The organism is Methylobacterium sp. 1973 (assembly GCF_040545035.1).
Lineage (GTDB): Bacteria > Pseudomonadota > Alphaproteobacteria > Rhizobiales > Beijerinckiaceae > Methylobacterium > Methylobacterium fujisawaense.
The window spans coordinates 61354-76615 of record NZ_JBEPLA010000019.1 but is presented as its reverse complement, the minus strand read 5'-3'; the positions used below and the strand labels follow the sequence as shown (position 1 = coordinate 76615).

The following is a 15262-nucleotide window of genomic DNA, read 5'->3' as shown; positions in this document are numbered from 1 at the left end:
GGTCCGCCATCGCTACCTCCAGGCCGCAAAACGGCCGCCTGGAATCACAAAACGACAAACCCTGCAACGCCTTGGTTCGGTTCACACCCTAGGGCAATTTCATGATGTCTAAATCTTGGATTTCATTGAAGCGTTCGCTACGTTACGATATCAATCCAGATCACGAATCATTTTAGAAGGTCACTAAACATGCGAATGCTGGTGTCGTTGTTGATCCTGTCGCTCTCTGGATTAAACGCCATCGGCGCGACCCTCACGTGCAAGCCACAGGGAATTGGTCAAGGAGCGATGGTCGCAAATTCAGGCAAGGAACCTGTTCGTCAGTGTCATGGTCATTGCGAATTCGTCCTTCATGGCGGGCCTATAATCATCCTAGATCACGATTTTACATTATACCCAGACTCGCACAACATCATTGTCGCAATAAGAGATACCGGCACGGTTAGCCATACACATAACACGCAGCTTAATTGTACGCCTGCCAATTAAGAGCAATGACCACTCAAGCCGATATCATGCCGTACAATTTGGAGTTCACTTGATTGCGGCCATCCATCGAAGCGAACAGCGTAAAATATCAGCGTATTCGCCATCCCGTCCTGTTTCGACGTGTCTCGCTGAATGCCAAGCCGTCTGCCTCCATTCGCGCTAGCGCGCGGGCGGCGTGCATGGACCGCTCCCGGCCGGGCAGCCCGGCGCGCTCTGCAATCTCGGTGGCGGTGGATGGCTCGGGCGTGAGAGCGGCCAGCACACGCGGACGAATGTCGTGGCGCGGCCGAGCGCCTTGAGGCGATGGCACCTTCTGCATGGCGCCGGGCTACCGCGTGTCGCCGTCCTCGACCACTCCGCGACTCGCGGCGAGCAGCCAGAGATCCGCGTCCGGGAACGTCAGGCCGCCGATCTGCCAGTGCTCGTTCCGGAACAACACGACAGTTATACCGACGGCTCGGCATCAGGCGCGCCCAACCACGCCTCTAGGTGCTCGATCGCAGCGCTTTCGATGTCGGCAGATGCCTTGCGCATAGCCGTGACCCGCTTGAGGGCCTCCCTCACATCGTCCATCGGTAAGTCGATGAGTCGCTCATGCGGCACTTCCCACCAGCGGCTAACCAGCAGCGCATGACAGGTCTCTTCGTCGAACCGGCGGCGGACCTCGCGAGCAGGAACGCCCATCATGATGGCATAGGGTTGCACATCCTTAGTGACGACGGCTCCTGCGCCGATGACGGCTCCGGTGCCGATGCTAACATTCGATAGGATGGTGGCGTTTGCGCCAACCCACACGTCGTGGCCGATCTCAGTCTCATAGTCGCCCATCAACTCGCAGATCGACGGGAACAAGACGGCCGTGCTGAGACCCGAGACCGGATGGCTTGGTGCGCCCAGTGCAGATCCGCGCGCCATCGAGCAGTATCGTCCTATGCGCGTTCGCTGGTAGACAGTCGCGTTATTGAGCCATGTTCCGCGGCCGATGAAGCAGCGACCTTGGATTTCAGTGCCAGAAACAATCTGGACGTGAGACTCGTACTCGTTGCCGACGACATCGATACCGGCGTCCGGGCGTATGAAGCTCTGGAGCACCGGGTAGAACGGCGACTGGGTCATCAAGGTGCGCACGCTTTCTGGCTTAGAGGGTTCAGCGCTGCCGCTCATCCCTTCACCGGATGCGCCAGCAGGATCGCAGTCCGAACCATGTTGCGCTTCCAAGCAGGCTTGTCAGTGGTCAGCGCCTCGGCTGCGCGCGCGTTTGTGCGGAGCGTCTCGACGAGGTCGAGGGTCCAGCCCTTCGCCAGCGGGTACGACCCGGTAGCCAGTTCCGCGAGCAACGCGTCAACCGCGGCGTCGATCTCCTGGTCGGTGATCTCGGCGGCCTTGCGCAGCTCGGAGACGGTAGGGTTGGTGGCCATGGTCGAGTGCTAGCGCCAGCGGCTTCACCCGTCCATGAGGCCCATTCGCGTTGCCTCGTTGAGAAGCTCTGAGCGGGTCATCACCTCGCCATTCACCCGCCAGAGCGCGGGGTCCTCGGCGAAAGGCTCGACCATGTAGCCGGCCGCGACCAATGCTGCGACCGCTTCGGGAATCGGATCGTCGGCAGCGCTCATGAGGCGAGGCTACCGCGGGCAGGGGAGGGGGTCCAGGATGCGCCGGAGGTGCGGCGGCCGCTGAAAAAAGCTCAAGCGATTCAAACCCCGGATTCGACTAAGGTGCGGCGCCTAACGTTTTGCCGGCACAGGCAAATCGGATAACTGCTCGGGGAGCCATCAGCCCCCATCACAGCCCCGCCTCTCGGATCGCACGGCGTTGAGCGCTGATGCCGATCCGTTCTTGCGACCGGATCTCGGGGCCCCTTCGTCAGCAGCCGCTTCAGCCCGTCCGTGCGCCGGCCCAAGATCCCGGTCGTCGATACGGCTGAGACGCGCGCAGCGCTCACGGCGAAATGCCGGTCGCGAGCGCGACCGGACGGTCTCGGGGCGGCCGCGCATGTCGGCGGCCGCGTTCACCCGGAGCGGCACCCGAAATGTCGACGGGCCGCGGCGGAGACCGAAGGAGGCGCCCCGGCTCTGCCGGGCGTAGAGCGGATCAAGATCGCCGTGCTTGTCTTCGTCGACGGACAGGCCCCCGCGCCGCATCGACCTGAGCCGCCCCCCGGTCGGCGGGGTGGATCGGCAGAATCTGCCGCTGGGCCGATCCTGCCGGTCCCCGGCCCGGGAGCGTCGCTGAAATCATTGGGAAAATTCTGGAATGCGCCGTGCCTCCCCGAACCGAAGGCGGTCGCGGAGGCGTAGCATGTCGGCGAATGCGGTTACGGGCAGTTCTCTCCAGCGGGATCTTGTCAGCGCCCTGAGACAGGCGCGTGCGGCGAATACGGCCCGGATCGAGGCCGGCGCCTCGACCACGGCGGGCCAGGATCCGACCACCACCCAGGCTACCGGAAGCACCGGGCAGACGACCGGCACCACATCGACACCGACCCTGTCGAACGATCTGATGGCGTCGCTCCTGCAGCTGCAATCCGACTTCAGCCAGACGGGCCTTCAGAGCGGCGTCACCACACCGGCGGACGCCACCGCCAATGCCGACGAAGCCTCCGCGACCGGCACGTCATCGAGCCCGACCGCGGACGGCGCGGCGCCCGTCCATCACCGTCGCGGCCACCATGGCCATCGGCCGGCGTCGGACGCGACGCAGAGCGGTGCATCCGCGACAACCGGCGCCGCAACGGACGGCGCGTCGTCCACAAGTGCGTCCACCGGTACGACGGCGACCGCCGATGCCGCGTCGGCGACCGGCAGCGGCGACGGCCTGCAATCCTTCCTGCAACAGGTGACGAAGGCGATCGCCGCCTATGCGACGGGCGGCCCGGTGGGCATCGCGGCTGCACTCACCAGCAGCACCCAGGCCTGACCCGGCCGGGATCGCCTGGCGTCTGGAGTGGTCCGCCGGCCTCTGGCATGATCGGGGGAACCGGAGATCGCCATGCCCCTGACCATCCCCGTGATTCTCGGCAGTGTCCGCACCGACCGCATCGGCAACCGCGCCGCGCAGTTCCTGATCGCGCAACTCGAGGCGCGCGGCCACGCCGCCCCGCTGGTGGACCCCGCCGAGCTGAAGCTTCCGCTCCTCGACCGGATGTACAAGGAATATCCGGCCGGCACCGCGCCGGAGCCCCTGCAGCGCCTCGCCGACCTCTTCCGCGGATCGGACGCCTTCCTGGTGGTCACGGCCGAGTACAATCACGGCGTCCCGCCCGCGCTCTCCAACACCCTCGACCATTTCCTGGAAGAGTACTTCTGGCGGCCGTCGGCCATCTGCTGCTACTCGGCCGGTCAGTTCGGCGGCGTCCGGGCGGCAATGGCATTGCGGGCGATGCTTGCCGAGATGGGCATGTCCAGCATCCCCTCGCTCCTGCCGATCCCGCGGCTCCAGAAAGCCATCGACAGCCAGGGCATTCCTGCCGAGCCCTGGATCACGACGGCGGCCAACCGCTTCCTCGACGAACTCGAATGGCACGCCGAGGCCCTGCGGGACCGGCGCCAGCGCGGCACGCCGTACTGAGCGGCAGCCGGCCGCCCCCAGCCCCGTCGCGGCGGTGTCATCGCCCCCTCGCGGGAGACAACGCCCCCGGTGCATCGGAGGTATTCGAACGGCCAAGCGCACCTCGATGCACGCAATTTTGCGCCATGAAGTGATCGAGACAGCGCTTTCGATTCTCTGGATGCGCAAATACTCGACACACGATTGCAGAACAACTTTGCATGATCTCCCCGACGAAACGGTGAACGCGCCGCGCGCCCGGCGCACGAGACAGTATTGCTCTGTTGCAAAAAGGTGGCTGCACGGTGAGCCGAAGTATGAGAGCTTGGCCGTGTTCCCCAACGCGGACCGATTCCGATGAAGATCGACGAGAGGGCGCTCCTACAGGAGCGCGTGCGGACGCTTGTCCTGCGCCACGCCCTGGAAGCCGTACTGGACCGTCTTGCATCGGCCGCGCGGGATGCGGGACGGGATGTCGAGGCGGAATTTCTCGGCCTGGAGCAGTCGCTCATCGCGGCCGCCCGCAGCGTCGCCGACCGCGCCAGCGCCCAGAAACTGGCTGTCCTGGTTGCCGTCGAGGACGCGAGCACGACGATCCGGGCCGCCTTCGACAACGCGCACGAGCGCCTCGACGTGCTGCGACCGTCGCATCTCACCCTCGTCGAACCGGAGGCTGCCGTCGCAGCCTAGAAGCCGCGCCGTCCCCCGCAGAGAGCCGGACCGGTCGTCGGGCTCAGGGCTCTCAGCGCGGCTTCGCCTCAGGCAGGGAGCCTTCGGGGTCCAAGGGAATTGGCGCGCGGAACGCCGCGAGACCGGCGGAGAGCCGCGCCAGCGTGGCGAGGCCGAGCGCCAGGAAGACGGCCCCGCCGGTCAGGACGACACGCTCGATCCGGTCCGTATTGATGATGTGGTCGGGGACCTCGACGCATTGCACGAGGATCTCGGCGACGAGCCCCAGCACCAGCAGGGCGAGTCCGCAATGGTGGCAGAGCGCGTCGATCGCCGCCTCGCGATCGGGATCCTCGGTCGGAAGGCCGCCGAGGAGATGTCTCACGCCAGGGCGCTCTTCCAGCACCACGCCCCAACCGATCAGGATCACGCCCATCCCCTCGATCAGATGCCCGGCCTCGTGAATCGTGGCGTGATGCTGAAATCCAGCGCCCCAGAGCAAGATCGCGACCTCGACAAGCGCGAGCGTCAGCGGCAACGCGATCAGCATATTGAACGCGAAGATCGACCAGCGGTTGAGAAGTGATCTTGCCAGCATGGACCGGACGAAAGTCTTAACTCGCAGGGGCGCAGAACTCTGGCGCGACCCAGAGCCACTGTCCCTGGACGAAATCAGCAAGAGCGCGTCGCTTCAGCCCCGTCAAGAACTAGAGACTGTTTGGAACGCAGGGGCCGCGATATGGGATTATACGCCCCCCCCTGAGAGACCCTGGGCACCGCGCGGCGCTAGCGGCCGCGCCGCGCACGGCGTCGAATCCCGTTCCCCATTCGGATGCGAGGCACGAAACCATCGGCCCGGCCGGATGGTGCTCGACCGCGGCCCCCGACTTTGCAGCGATACGGGCGGAGGCGTCAGGAAGGCCGCCCGATCGAACGCATCCGATCCGCTCCTGCCCCGGCGCTCACTGCTTGGCGCGATTGATGATCGCCCACAGCACGCGGGCGACGGGCTCGGTGACGGTGCGGCGGTACTTGCGGTGGACCAGCTGACCGTTGTGATAGACGTCCTGCTCCACATAGAGCCGCTCGCCGTCCCAGCGGACGATATTGTCGGACTCGATAGTCTCCTCGACGCCGAGATCGCCTCGGAGAATCGAGTTGCCTGTCTGGGTCAGCATACGCGCGTCCTCGTTCACGCAGTCGGTTCCACCCGGGGAGCGCCACCGCGGCCCTGGCAGCGCGGCTCCCGGCGGCCCCCGACACCGGGCAGCATAGGAGTGCATCGGTGTACACGCCAGCGACCCGGTGGACGCAATCGTCGGACCGTCACCGCACCGGGCGCCAGGCTCCGACGCGCCGGGATCAGTCTCGACGCGCCCCGTGTGCGCTTCGGCACGTTCAGCTCGGCCGTGAGGTGCGATGCTTCACATGCGCTCCGATCCGCATGCACGTTGCAGGCGAGACCGGCGGCGCGACGGAGGCGTCCATGCTCGCTCGCCCGTTCCGCCTGATCGCCCCGGCGCTGGCTGCCCTCGGCCTTGTGGCCCTGCGCCTCGCAAGCCCCTTCATCGGGCCGGCCTCGCCCCCGCAACCCGGCACTTCCACGGATACGGGGGTCGTGTTCCGGCACTACCTCTGAGGCTCAGCCGCGCCGGCTCAGAACGGCCGGCCCGGGCACCGGGCATGCGGATCCGACTGCGGGTCCGAGAACGATGTCGCCCTGCCGCGGGTTGTTCACCGTAAAGGGAGCCGTCTCCTGAAGACCGATGAAGCCGCGCCCCAGTTGCGGCACGAACAGGTCGCCCCCGAACCGGACGAAGCAGCGGTCGAGGACCGCCTCATAGTCGAAGGTCCGCTGGACGACCGGGCCCGCACCCGCGCCCGACATCCCGCAATAGCCCGTGATGTCGATCTGGCCCGGCCGTGACAGCCGCATCGGCAGCGACCGACCGGGCAACAGCGTGGCGGGCGGCCCGCCATCCTGGCGGGCGACCAGGACCAGGTTCGATCGATTGTAGACCCGCCGCAGGCAATCCGCCGACGCGCCGGAGACGCCCGAGACCGTCCCGGCGATGCCGAGCACGAGTCCGGCCCATGCCCATGCTACACGCTTCGTCACCGCAATTCCTCCGCCGGCCGGGCGCTCGATCGGTCGAGGCCGTCGATCATGCCGCTTGCGACTTGAACAGCGGCCAGCTTGGCCGCGCAAGACGAACGCGGCAAGATCGGCCGCGTTCACGCGCGCCGCGTAAATTACCGCACGCTTGAAAGCCCGCAGGCTCACCGGTCCCGCGAGGCGCGTCCTCCCGGCTAGCGCCGCTCGTAGAGCAGGCGGGCGCGGATCGTGCCCGGGATGGCGCGGATCTCTGCGAGCAGTGCCTCCGCATCCGCGTCGGTGGCGTCGGTCTCCAGCACCACGTACCCGACCTCGCCGTCGGTCTGGTAGAACTGCGCGGCGATGTTGACCTGCCCGCGGGAGAACACGCCGTTGAGGCGTCCGAGCATGCCGGGCAGGTTGCGCTGGACGTGGATGAAGCGCGTTCCGGTCGGGCGGGCCGGGAGTTGCACCTGCGGGAAGTTCACGGCGCCGACCGTCGAGCCGATATCGGAATAGTCGAGGAGCTTGCGCGCCACTTCGGAGCCGATGCGCTCCTGAGCCTCCTCGGTCGATCCCCCGATATGCGGCGTGAGGATCACGTTCTCGAGTCCCTGGAGGGGGCTGACGAAGGCCTCCGCGTTGGACCCGGGCTCCGCCGGGAAGACGTCGACGGCGGCGCCCTTGAGGTGGCCGTCGCGCAGCGCCGCCGCCAGAGCCTCGAGATCGACCACGGTGCCCCGGGCGTTGTTGATCAGGAAGGATCCGGGCTTCATCGCACGGATCTCGGCCGCGCCGATCATGTTGGCGGTGGCCTCCGTCTCGGGCACGTGCAGCGAGACCACGTCGCTCTGGCCCAGAAGCTCGTGCAGCGTCTCGGTCGGCTCGGTGTTGCCGTGGCGCAGCTTGTCGGTGTGGTCGTAATACAGAACCCGCATGCCCATGGCTTCGGCGAGCGTGGAGAGCTGCGTGCCGATGTTGCCGTAGCCGACGATGCCCAGCGTCTTGCCGCGCACCTCCAGCGAGCCCGCCGCCGACTTGTCCCAGCGGCCGGCATGGGCGCCCACCGAGCGCGGAACGATCCGGCGCAGCAGCATCACGATCTCGCCGATCGTCAGCTCCGCCACCGAGCGCGTGTTCGAGAAGGGGGCGTTGAAGACCGGAATGCCCCGATGCCGGGCGGCCTCCAGATCGACCTGATTGGTGCCGACCGAGAAACAGCCCACCGCCAGGAGCCGGTCCGACGCCGCGAAGGCGGCCGCGTCGAGTTGCGTCCGCGAGCGGATGCCCACCATGTGCACGCCCTGGAGCGCCTCGTGCAGGGCCTCCCGGTCCAGCGCCTTCGGCAGCCGGGTCAGGTTGGTGTAGCCGGCGGCCCGCATCAGTGCCACGGCGCTGTCGTTGATGCCCTCCAGCAGCAAGACCCGGATCTTGTCCTTGGGCAGGGAAAGCTTGTCGGGCGTCATGGGCATGGATCGTCTGGCAGCAGGCCCCCCGGCGGCGGCCGGACGACCTTGGGTTCGAAGCGGCTCCGGATACGAGGGCGCCCTGTGCGTTGCAACATGGCGCGACGCCGGGCAGCCCCGCCCGGGGAGCGCTTCAGGGCGCGCAGCGGGGTCGCGCGGCCTCGGCCTGCGCCGAACCGTGCCGAATATTCGGGCAGGTCGACGACGCCCGGCGGGCATCTCCGACGGAACTTGAGGTCGCCTCGCGGCTTGTAGGGCCCTGTACTGTTAACGGCTCGATCTCCGGCAGCGCCGGACAGCGACCTACCATTCGGTCCTCGACGATGCATATCCGCACCGGCTTCTCGATCGCGTTCGACACGTTCGGCCCGACGCCGATGAACCTGCTGCTCAACGTCCGCCCGGAGCTGAGGCGCGACCTCGTGACCCCGGAGGTGATCACCTTCGATCCTCCGGTGGCGGCCCGGCAGCACGTCGATGCCTTCGGCAATGTCTGCACGCGCCTCGTCGCGCCGGGTGGACGGATCACCATGACGGCCGATTTCATGATCGCCGACAGCGGCCGGCCGGACGACCAGGCGCCCGACGCGTGCCAGATCGCCGTGCAGGACTTGCCCGACGACGTCCTGACCTTCCTGTTGGGCTCGCGCTACTGCGACACAGACAAGCTCTCGCAGACGGCCTGGTCGCTGTTCGGCGCCACGCCGGAGGGCTGGGCGCGCGTCCAGGCCATCGTCGATTTCGCCCATTATCGCCTGCGCTTCGACTACCAGCAGGCCGACGCGACCCGCACCGCCTTCGACGGCTACACGCAGCGCGTCGGCGTGTGCCGGGACTTCGCGCATCTGGCGATAACCCTGTGCCGGTGCATGAACATCCCGGCGCGCTACGCCACCGGCTATCTGGGCGACATCGGCGTGCCGAAGGATCCGGCGCCGATGGACTTCTCCGCGTGGTTCGAGGTCTACCTCCACGGGCCCGATGGGCCGCGCTGGTACACGTTCGACGCCCGCCACAACCGGCCCCGGATCGGCCGCATCGTCATGGCCCGCGGCCGCGACGCCACCGACTGCGCCCTCACCACGAGCTTCGGTGCCGCCCAGCTGATCCGCTTCGATGTCCATACCGACGAAGTGCCGGCCGCACCGGATGCGCTGGCCCAGGCCGCCTGAGGCGGCCCCACGCCCTAGACGGTCTCGACGGTCGGGTGCGCAGGGGCTGCGTTGTTCGCGAGGTGCAGGAACGTGGGGTCGAACTCGGCGACTTCGGCGAGCGCGTCCCAGTTCTCGATGGTCAGAATGCCGCCGCCCAGCGTGACGAGCCCGCGGCCCCGGAGCGTCCGCAGAACCCGGTTCAGGTGGACGCTCGTCAGGCCTAGGGAGTCCGCGAGTTCGGACTGCTTGGGCGCCAGCGGACAGCTCAGGCCGCGCGTCAGCCCGACCGCCTTCTGCCGGAGATAGAGCTCGCAGAACATGTGGGCGACGCGACCGAGCGCCTGCCGCCGCCCGAGGCTGGTGATCCGCTCGCGGTAATGCGCGGCGTCGATCAGGCTGTCGCGCCAGAGGGTGGCGGCGAGACCGGGATTCTTCAGGAGAACCGCACGCAGGTCGTCATGCGCGACCAGCGCCACGACGCAGGACGTCAGCGTGGCGAGGTTGTGATCCATCCGGTGCAGATGGAGGCTCTGCAGGTCCGGAAGGTCGCCCGCGATGTAGAACGACAGGATCTGGCGTCCGCCCTCGGCCAGGGCGGAATAGCGATAGACCCAGCCCTGAAGGACGAGGCAGCTCTGGTTCGGCCTGTCGCCGAACCGGACGATGTCGTGGCGCGCGGGCAAGTTCCGGACGGTGTGGGGCAGCGCGAGGAGCGCCTCGCGGTCGGCATCCGCAATCCGCGCGATGCTGTCGAGCTTGCGCGCCAGCATCTCCATCGGGGCGTTGTACCCGTTCGGCATCGGGCGTTCAGGCCTCGGTTCGCGGGGCATGGGGGATGCCGCTGTGCCGCAGACGCGGGGCACGACGGGAGACGAGATCAGGACGCAGCACGCTTCTTCCCTCAAAACGCTCCGGATGCGCCGGACAGACACCAGGCCGCGCCCGACGGACCGGTGCGGGCTCTCCTGACCGGCGGATATGCGCCGGGCAAGCGTCCGGCGGCAGACAGACTTGCCACATCCGCAGCCGGCGGCAAGACCGCAGGCAAGACCGCACCTGCGCCGCGGCCATCCGACGCCCGGCGAGGCTAAAACCCTAATCGGTTGAAGTCGCAAGGCCGATGTTGTAAGGGACCCGCGTCCTCCCGGATCCCCTCTCGCGCGCCCGTCTTTCCGGTGCGCCCGCCAGGTTTCCGGCTGGACCGCCCTCGTCATCCGTATCGACGCGTCGGCAAGCCGGGTCCCGCGGGACCGGCCGCCTCTCCCGAAAGACTCCGGGAAGGCCGCGGCGAACGGGGGCGCCTGCAACGCGAGCCGCCGACGCAACGGGCCTCCGATGGAGGCCGTTCAGGAGACAGAATGACCGCAGGTACCGCTCTGGGGCGTGGCCCGAGCCGCGAGGATTTCGCAGCCCTCCTCGAGGAGAGCTTCCTCGAACACGAGATCACCGAAGGCTCCGTCGTCAAGGGTCGCGTCGTCGCGATCGAGAAGGACGTGGCCGTCATCGACATCGGCGCCAAGACGGAAGGCCGTGTCGCGCTGAAGGAATTCACCGGTCCCGGCCGCGAGGGCGAGCTGAAGGTCGGCGACGAAGTCGAGGTCTACGTCGACCGGATCGAGAACGCGCTGGGCGAAGCCGTCATCTCGCGCGACAAGGCCCGCCGCGAGGAGAGCTGGGTCAAGCTCGAGAAGTCGTTCGAGAACAACGACCGCGTCACCGGCACGATCTTCAACCAGGTCAAGGGCGGCTACACCGTCGACCTCGACGGCGCCGTGGCGTTCCTGCCGCGCTCGCAGGTCGATATCCGCCCGGTCCGCGACGTCACCCCGCTGCTGGGCACCCCGCAGCCGTTCCAGATCCTCAAGATGGATCGCCGCCGCGGCAACATCGTCGTGTCGCGCCGGACCGTCCTCGAGGAGAGCCGCGCCGAGCAGCGCTCAGAGCTGGTGGCCAACCTTGAGGAAGGTCAGGTCATCGACGGCGTCGTCAAGAACATCACCGAGTACGGCGCCTTCGTCGATCTCGGCGGGATCGACGGCCTGCTGCACGTCACCGACATGGCGTGGCGCCGCGTGAACCATCCGTCCGAGGTCGTGACCATCGGCCAGACGGTCAAGGTGAAGATCATCAAGATCAACCACGAGACGCACCGCATCTCGCTCGGCATCAAGCAGCTCCTCGCCGATCCGTGGGAGGGCATCGCCGCCCGCTACCCGGAGGGCGCCAAGCTCAAGGGCCGCGTGACCAACATCACCGACTACGGCGCCTTCGTGGAGCTGGAGCCGGGGATCGAGGGCCTGATCCACGTCTCCGAGATGAGCTGGACCAAGAAGAACGTCCATCCGGGCAAGATCGTCTCCACCTCCCAGGAGGTCGAGGTGCAGATCCTGGAGGTCGATCCGGTCAAGCGCCGCATCAGCTTGGGCCTCAAGCAGACCCTGCAGAACCCCTGGGAGGCCTTCGCCGAGAAGCACCCGGTCGGTTCCGAGGTCGAGGGCGAGGTCAAGAACAAGACCGAGTTCGGCCTGTTCATCGGCCTCGAGGGCGACGTCGACGGCATGGTCCACCTGTCGGATCTCGACTGGAACCGTCCCGGCGAGCAGGTCATCGAGGAGTTCAAGAAGGGCGACATGGTCCGCGCTCAGGTTCTCGACGTCGACGTCGAGAAGGAGCGGATCTCCCTGGGCGTGAAGCAGCTCGGCGGTGACCCCTTCGCCGAGGCCGGCGAGATCAAGAAGGGCCAGATCGTCACCTGCGAGGTCGTCGAGGTGAAGGATGCCGGCGTCGAGGTGAAGATCGTCGACACCGACATGCAGACCTTCATCCGCCGCGCCGAGCTGGCCCGCGACCGCGGCGACCAGCGTCCCGAGCGCTTCGCCGCCGGCGAGAAGTTCGACGCCCGCGTCGTCCAGTTCGACCGGAAGGCCCGCCGCGTGCAGGTCTCGATCAAGGCCCTCGAGGTCGCCGAGGAGAAGGAGGCCATGGCCCAGTTCGGCTCCGCCGATTCAGGCGCCTCGCTCGGCGACATCCTCGGCGCCGCCTTCAACAAGAAGCGCTCCGACGACGAGTAAGACGCCGACCCCGCCGCCCGGCCCGTCCGGGCGGTGGATCCCTGGCTTCGACACCCGCGCAGGACCGACGTCCTGCGCGGGTTCTTTTTTGCGCCCAGCAATTCAAGGTTGACGATGGCGGAGCGCCGGCGGGGTCGCCCCGTCCGGAACGACAGGGACGGGCCACCCGGTCATTTTCTTCGCGCGCCCCGTATCCACGCCTGCGGAAAATGCTCTAGAACACCGGCCTCGCCCGGCGCGGACCGAGCGAGCCGAAGGAAACCAAGGACTTGCCCGGCGCGAGCGCGATGCGCCCGCATCCCGTCGAGGGGGCCGGCCGGGGGGCTTTAGGGGAAGCGACAGCATGGCAGCCGATGCCGAACTGCTGATTGACCGGCGGCGCCTGCGTCGCAGGTTGTCCCTCTGGCGCGTGCTCGGCGTCGGCGGCCTCATCGTGGCGGTCGGTGCCCTGGGCTATCGGGCGCGGACGGGCGTCGAAGGCGCATTCGCGGTGCAGCCGCAGATCGCCCGCATCTCCGTCTCCGGCTTCATCGCCGGGAGCGAGGCCACCGCCAAGCTGATGAAGCGGGTGGGGGACTCGGATGCGGTGAAGGGCGTGATCGTCTCGATCAACTCGCCCGGCGGCACGACCACGGGGTCGGAGGAGATCTTCCGCAACCTCCGGACGCTCGCCGCCAAGAAGCCGATCGTCGCCTTCGTGGACGGCACGGCCGCGTCCGGGGCCTACATCACGGCCATCGCGGCCGATCACATCGTCGCGCGTGAGACCAGCCTGGTCGGATCGATCGGCGTGCTGTTCCAGTATCCCGATTTCTCGGGGCTCTTGGACAAGGTCGGCGTCAAGGTCGAGTCCGTGAAGTCGTCGCCGCTCAAGGCCGAGCCGTCGGGCTTCACACCGACCTCGCCGGAGGCGCGCGCCGCCCTGGCCTCCGTCGTCGGCGACACCTATGCGTGGTTCAAGGGCCTCGTCGCGGAGCGCCGGGGCATGGATCCGGCGCAACTCGGCGCCGTGTCCGACGGCCGGGTGTTCAGCGGTCGCCAGAGTATCCCGCTGAAGCTGGTCGACGAGCTCGGCGGCGAGCGTCAGGCGGTGGCGTGGCTGGAGAGCGCCCGCGGCGTCCAGACGAACCTGCCGATCAAGGATTGGAAGCCCGCGACGGAGAGCCGGTTCACCCTGTGGTCCGCGGCCGGAATCGGCGCCGACCTCCTGGGCCTGGACGGCCTCGCGGCGCGCCTTCGGTCCGTGGGGGCCGAGGCACAGGCCGCCCGGAGTGGGATGCTCGCCCTCTGGCGTCCGGAACCCTGAACCACCGCCACCGCGCAGCCCGCCCCGATCCCGCGAGAAGATTCCACGCCATGATCAAGTCGGAGCTCGTCCTCAGGATCGCCGAGCAGAACCCGCATCTCTACCAGCGTGACGTGGAGATCCTAGTCAACGCGATTCTCGACACCATTTCCGATGCGCTGGCCCGCGGCGACCGGGTGGAACTGCGTGGCTTCGGGGCCTTCTCGGTGAAGCGCCGGGAGGCGCGTCGGGGACGCAACCCGCGCACGGGTGCCGCCGTTGCCGTGTCCGAGAAGGCAATCCCCGTGTTCAAGACCGGCAAGGAGATGCGCCAGCGCCTCAACGCCGCCGGGATCGGCGAGAATGCCTCGGCCGCCGAGTAGGAAGGACCTGTGAGCGCGATGATCCGTTTCCTGAAGAGCCTCGTGCTGCTGCCGATCGCCGCCTTGGTGATCCTGCTGGCGGTGGCCAACCGCGCGCCGGTGCAGCTCTCCTTCGATCCGTTCAACGCGGACGCGCCGGTCTTCAGCGTCGCTCTTCCGCTCTACGCGATCCTGTTCGGCGCCGTGGCCCTCGGCATCGTGGTGGGCGGCATCTTCACGTGGCTCGGCCAGGGCAAGACCCGCGCCCGGGCGCGCTACCATCGCCGCGAGGCCGTCCGGTACGAGCGCGAGGCGACCCGGCTGCGCACCTATGCGCCCGAGAGCGAGACCGCGGGCACCTATACGGTCCCGAATACGGGCCGGACCGCGCTGCCCGCGCCGCGCTGAGCGGTTCCCGTTCGCGGCGCTGAGGCGGAAACCTCAGCGCGCCCGCCGCGCGGCCGCCACGAAGGCCGCGATCTTCGCCGGATCCTTCACCCCCGGCGCCGTCTCGACCCCGGACGAGACATCGACGGCGCCCAGTGCCGTGCGGGCGATGGCATCGGCGACGTTGCCGGCATCGAGGCCGCCCGACAGCATGGTGCCCTCCGGAAGCGCGGCGCCGCGCAGGATCTCCCAGTCGAAGCATCGGCCGTTGCCGCCCGGCAGGGCCGCATCCGGCGGCGCCTTGGCATCCAGCAGGATCCGGTCGGCGACCGCGGCATAGGCCGGCAGGACGGCGAGATCCGCGGACGTGGCGATGCCGAGGGCCTTCATCACCGGCCGGCCAGCGCGGGCGCGGATCGCCGCGACGCGCTCCGGGCTCTCGCGCCCATGGAGCTGGATGAGATCCGGATCCACCGCCGCGACGGCCGCGGCGAGCAGAGCGTCGTCCGGATCGACCAGCAGGATCACCCGCTCGGCCCGCCCGCGGGCGAGGGCCGACAGGGCGGCCGCTTGCTCCAGCGCCACGTGCCGAGGACTGCGCGGGAAGTGGACGAGCCCGATCCAGTCCGCCCCGGCGTCCAGAGCGGCGGTCAGAGTCGCTTCGGTGCTGAGCCCGCAGATCTTGATACGGGTCGGGGACGCGGATGAGGCCATGGGCCTCCTATAGCCGATCCGGCG

The 15262-nt window shown here is 68.0% G+C and carries 18 protein-coding genes; 9 read left to right on the top strand and 9 right to left on the bottom strand.

Features of this window, described 5'->3' with window-relative positions; translation table 11 throughout:
• Positions 1 to 933: 933 nt before the first annotated feature.
• The 3 genes from ABIC70_RS25975 to ABIC70_RS25965 are packed head-to-tail and all read right to left on the bottom strand — an operon-like array spanning position 934 to position 2102.
• Positions 934 to 1653, bottom strand: a complete 720-nt coding sequence (locus ABIC70_RS25975) for a CatB-related O-acetyltransferase (protein WP_354441874.1) — start codon at positions 1651 to 1653, stop codon at positions 934 to 936.
• Complete coding sequence (locus ABIC70_RS25970) at positions 1650 to 1907, bottom strand: hypothetical protein (protein WP_354441872.1); 258 nt, start codon at positions 1905 to 1907, stop codon at positions 1650 to 1652. Before ABIC70_RS25970 ends, ABIC70_RS25975 begins: the two co-directional genes overlap by 4 nt.
• A gap of 24 nt (positions 1908 to 1931) precedes the next feature.
• Entirely contained in the window at positions 1932 to 2102 is a 171-nt protein-coding gene (locus ABIC70_RS25965) for a hypothetical protein (protein WP_187294369.1), read from the bottom strand.
• A gap of 886 nt (positions 2103 to 2988) precedes the next feature.
• Between ABIC70_RS25965 and ABIC70_RS25960 the strand changes: the two genes are divergently transcribed.
• The 3 genes from ABIC70_RS25960 (at position 2989) to ABIC70_RS25950 (ending at position 4725) form a co-directional block, all read left to right on the top strand.
• Entirely contained in the window at positions 2989 to 3405 is a 417-nt protein-coding gene (locus ABIC70_RS25960) for a hypothetical protein (protein WP_354441870.1), read from the top strand.
• Between the two features lie 72 nt (positions 3406 to 3477).
• Complete coding sequence (locus tag ABIC70_RS25955; protein ID WP_043352726.1) at positions 3478 to 4056, top strand: NADPH-dependent FMN reductase; 579 nt, start codon at positions 3478 to 3480, stop codon at positions 4054 to 4056.
• 336 nt (positions 4057 to 4392) lie between these two features.
• Complete coding sequence (locus tag ABIC70_RS25950) at positions 4393 to 4725, top strand: hypothetical protein (protein ID WP_179696720.1); 333 nt, start codon at positions 4393 to 4395, stop codon at positions 4723 to 4725.
• A gap of 52 nt (positions 4726 to 4777) precedes the next feature.
• Here ABIC70_RS25950 and ABIC70_RS25945 read toward each other — a convergent pair whose 3' ends face one another.
• Positions 4778 to 5302 (bottom strand): hypothetical protein, encoded by a 525-nt coding sequence (locus tag ABIC70_RS25945; RefSeq protein ID WP_354441867.1) that lies wholly within the window; start codon positions 5300 to 5302, stop codon positions 4778 to 4780.
• 364 nt (positions 5303 to 5666) lie between these two features.
• Positions 5667 to 5882 (bottom strand): hypothetical protein, encoded by a 216-nt coding sequence (locus tag ABIC70_RS25940; RefSeq protein ID WP_043351006.1) that lies wholly within the window; start codon positions 5880 to 5882, stop codon positions 5667 to 5669.
• A 308-nt stretch (positions 5883 to 6190) separates the two neighbouring features.
• On the opposite strand from ABIC70_RS25940, the gene ABIC70_RS25935 reads away from it, so the two are divergent.
• Positions 6191 to 6343 carry a hypothetical protein gene (locus tag ABIC70_RS25935; protein WP_164706381.1) on the top strand — a complete coding sequence of 51 codons (153 nt, stop codon included), beginning with the start codon at positions 6191 to 6193 and terminating at the stop codon, positions 6341 to 6343.
• Between the two features lie 3 nt (positions 6344 to 6346).
• Here the strand turns inward: ABIC70_RS25935 and ABIC70_RS25930 are convergent, their stop codons facing one another.
• Both ABIC70_RS25930 and serA read right to left on the bottom strand, forming a co-directional pair.
• On the bottom strand, positions 6347 to 6823 hold the full coding sequence (locus ABIC70_RS25930; RefSeq protein ID WP_354441865.1) for a hypothetical protein: 477 nt from the start codon (positions 6821 to 6823) through the stop codon (positions 6347 to 6349).
• 191 nt (positions 6824 to 7014) lie between these two features.
• Positions 7015 to 8265, bottom strand: a complete 1251-nt coding sequence (serA, locus tag ABIC70_RS25925) for a phosphoglycerate dehydrogenase (RefSeq protein WP_091955054.1) — start codon at positions 8263 to 8265, stop codon at positions 7015 to 7017.
• A gap of 323 nt (positions 8266 to 8588) precedes the next feature.
• Between serA and ABIC70_RS25920 the strand changes: the two genes are divergently transcribed.
• Positions 8589 to 9437: a transglutaminase-like domain-containing protein gene (locus ABIC70_RS25920; RefSeq protein ID WP_354441863.1), complete on the top strand. Its 849-nt coding sequence runs from the start codon at positions 8589 to 8591 to the stop codon at positions 9435 to 9437.
• A gap of 14 nt (positions 9438 to 9451) precedes the next feature.
• Here the strand turns inward: ABIC70_RS25920 and ABIC70_RS25915 are convergent, their stop codons facing one another.
• A complete protein-coding gene (locus ABIC70_RS25915; RefSeq protein ID WP_043380608.1) occupies positions 9452 to 10219 on the bottom strand; it encodes a Crp/Fnr family transcriptional regulator in 768 nt (255 codons plus the stop codon).
• Positions 10220 to 10777: 558 nt separating this feature from the next.
• Between ABIC70_RS25915 and rpsA the strand changes: the two genes are divergently transcribed.
• The 4 genes from rpsA to ABIC70_RS25895 all read left to right on the top strand — a co-directional run bounded on the left by rpsA (position 10778) and on the right by ABIC70_RS25895 (position 14545).
• Complete coding sequence (gene rpsA, locus ABIC70_RS25910) at positions 10778 to 12490, top strand: 30S ribosomal protein S1 (protein ID WP_043351014.1); 1713 nt, start codon at positions 10778 to 10780, stop codon at positions 12488 to 12490.
• A 343-nt stretch (positions 12491 to 12833) separates the two neighbouring features.
• Positions 12834 to 13796: a signal peptide peptidase SppA gene (sppA, locus tag ABIC70_RS25905; protein WP_354441860.1), complete on the top strand. Its 963-nt coding sequence runs from the start codon at positions 12834 to 12836 to the stop codon at positions 13794 to 13796.
• 50 nt (positions 13797 to 13846) lie between these two features.
• Complete coding sequence (locus ABIC70_RS25900) at positions 13847 to 14158, top strand: integration host factor subunit beta (RefSeq protein WP_043351019.1); 312 nt, start codon at positions 13847 to 13849, stop codon at positions 14156 to 14158.
• Between the two features lie 18 nt (positions 14159 to 14176).
• A complete protein-coding gene (locus ABIC70_RS25895; RefSeq protein WP_043351022.1) occupies positions 14177 to 14545 on the top strand; it encodes a LapA family protein in 369 nt (122 codons plus the stop codon).
• A 33-nt stretch (positions 14546 to 14578) separates the two neighbouring features.
• On the opposite strand, the gene ABIC70_RS25890 is transcribed toward ABIC70_RS25895, so the two are convergent.
• The gene (locus tag ABIC70_RS25890) at positions 14579 to 15238 is read right to left on the bottom strand and encodes a phosphoribosylanthranilate isomerase (RefSeq protein WP_274927219.1); all 660 of its coding nucleotides are present in this window, start codon (positions 15236 to 15238) and stop codon (positions 14579 to 14581) included.
• Positions 15239 to 15262: the final 24 nt, after the last annotated feature.

Coding starts and splice junctions, on each gene's coding strand:
- ABIC70_RS25900 (WP_043351019.1), top strand. CDS start 13,847: ATGATCAAGTCGGAGCTCGTCCTCAGGATCGCCGAGCAGAACCCGCAT.
- ABIC70_RS25955 (WP_043352726.1), top strand. CDS start 3,478: ATGCCCCTGACCATCCCCGTGATTCTCGGCAGTGTCCGCACCGACCGC.
- ABIC70_RS25920 (WP_354441863.1), top strand. CDS start 8,589: ATGCATATCCGCACCGGCTTCTCGATCGCGTTCGACACGTTCGGCCCG.
- ABIC70_RS25965 (WP_187294369.1), bottom strand. CDS start 2,102: ATGAGCGCTGCCGACGATCCGATTCCCGAAGCGGTCGCAGCATTGGTC.
- ABIC70_RS25945 (WP_354441867.1), bottom strand. CDS start 5,302: ATGCTGGCAAGATCACTTCTCAACCGCTGGTCGATCTTCGCGTTCAAT.
- ABIC70_RS25915 (WP_043380608.1), bottom strand. CDS start 10,219: ATGCCGAACGGGTACAACGCCCCGATGGAGATGCTGGCGCGCAAGCTC.
- rpsA (WP_043351014.1), top strand. CDS start 10,778: ATGACCGCAGGTACCGCTCTGGGGCGTGGCCCGAGCCGCGAGGATTTC.
- ABIC70_RS25940 (WP_043351006.1), bottom strand. CDS start 5,882: ATGCTGACCCAGACAGGCAACTCGATTCTCCGAGGCGATCTCGGCGTC.
- sppA (WP_354441860.1), top strand. CDS start 12,834: ATGGCAGCCGATGCCGAACTGCTGATTGACCGGCGGCGCCTGCGTCGC.
- ABIC70_RS25970 (WP_354441872.1), bottom strand. CDS start 1,907: ATGGCCACCAACCCTACCGTCTCCGAGCTGCGCAAGGCCGCCGAGATC.
- ABIC70_RS25890 (WP_274927219.1), bottom strand. CDS start 15,238: ATGGCCTCATCCGCGTCCCCGACCCGTATCAAGATCTGCGGGCTCAGC.
- ABIC70_RS25975 (WP_354441874.1), bottom strand. CDS start 1,653: ATGAGCGGCAGCGCTGAACCCTCTAAGCCAGAAAGCGTGCGCACCTTG.
- ABIC70_RS25960 (WP_354441870.1), top strand. CDS start 2,989: ATGGCGTCGCTCCTGCAGCTGCAATCCGACTTCAGCCAGACGGGCCTT.
- ABIC70_RS25935 (WP_164706381.1), top strand. CDS start 6,191: ATGCTCGCTCGCCCGTTCCGCCTGATCGCCCCGGCGCTGGCTGCCCTC.
- serA (WP_091955054.1), bottom strand. CDS start 8,265: ATGACGCCCGACAAGCTTTCCCTGCCCAAGGACAAGATCCGGGTCTTG.
- ABIC70_RS25950 (WP_179696720.1), top strand. CDS start 4,393: ATGAAGATCGACGAGAGGGCGCTCCTACAGGAGCGCGTGCGGACGCTT.
- ABIC70_RS25895 (WP_043351022.1), top strand. CDS start 14,177: ATGATCCGTTTCCTGAAGAGCCTCGTGCTGCTGCCGATCGCCGCCTTG.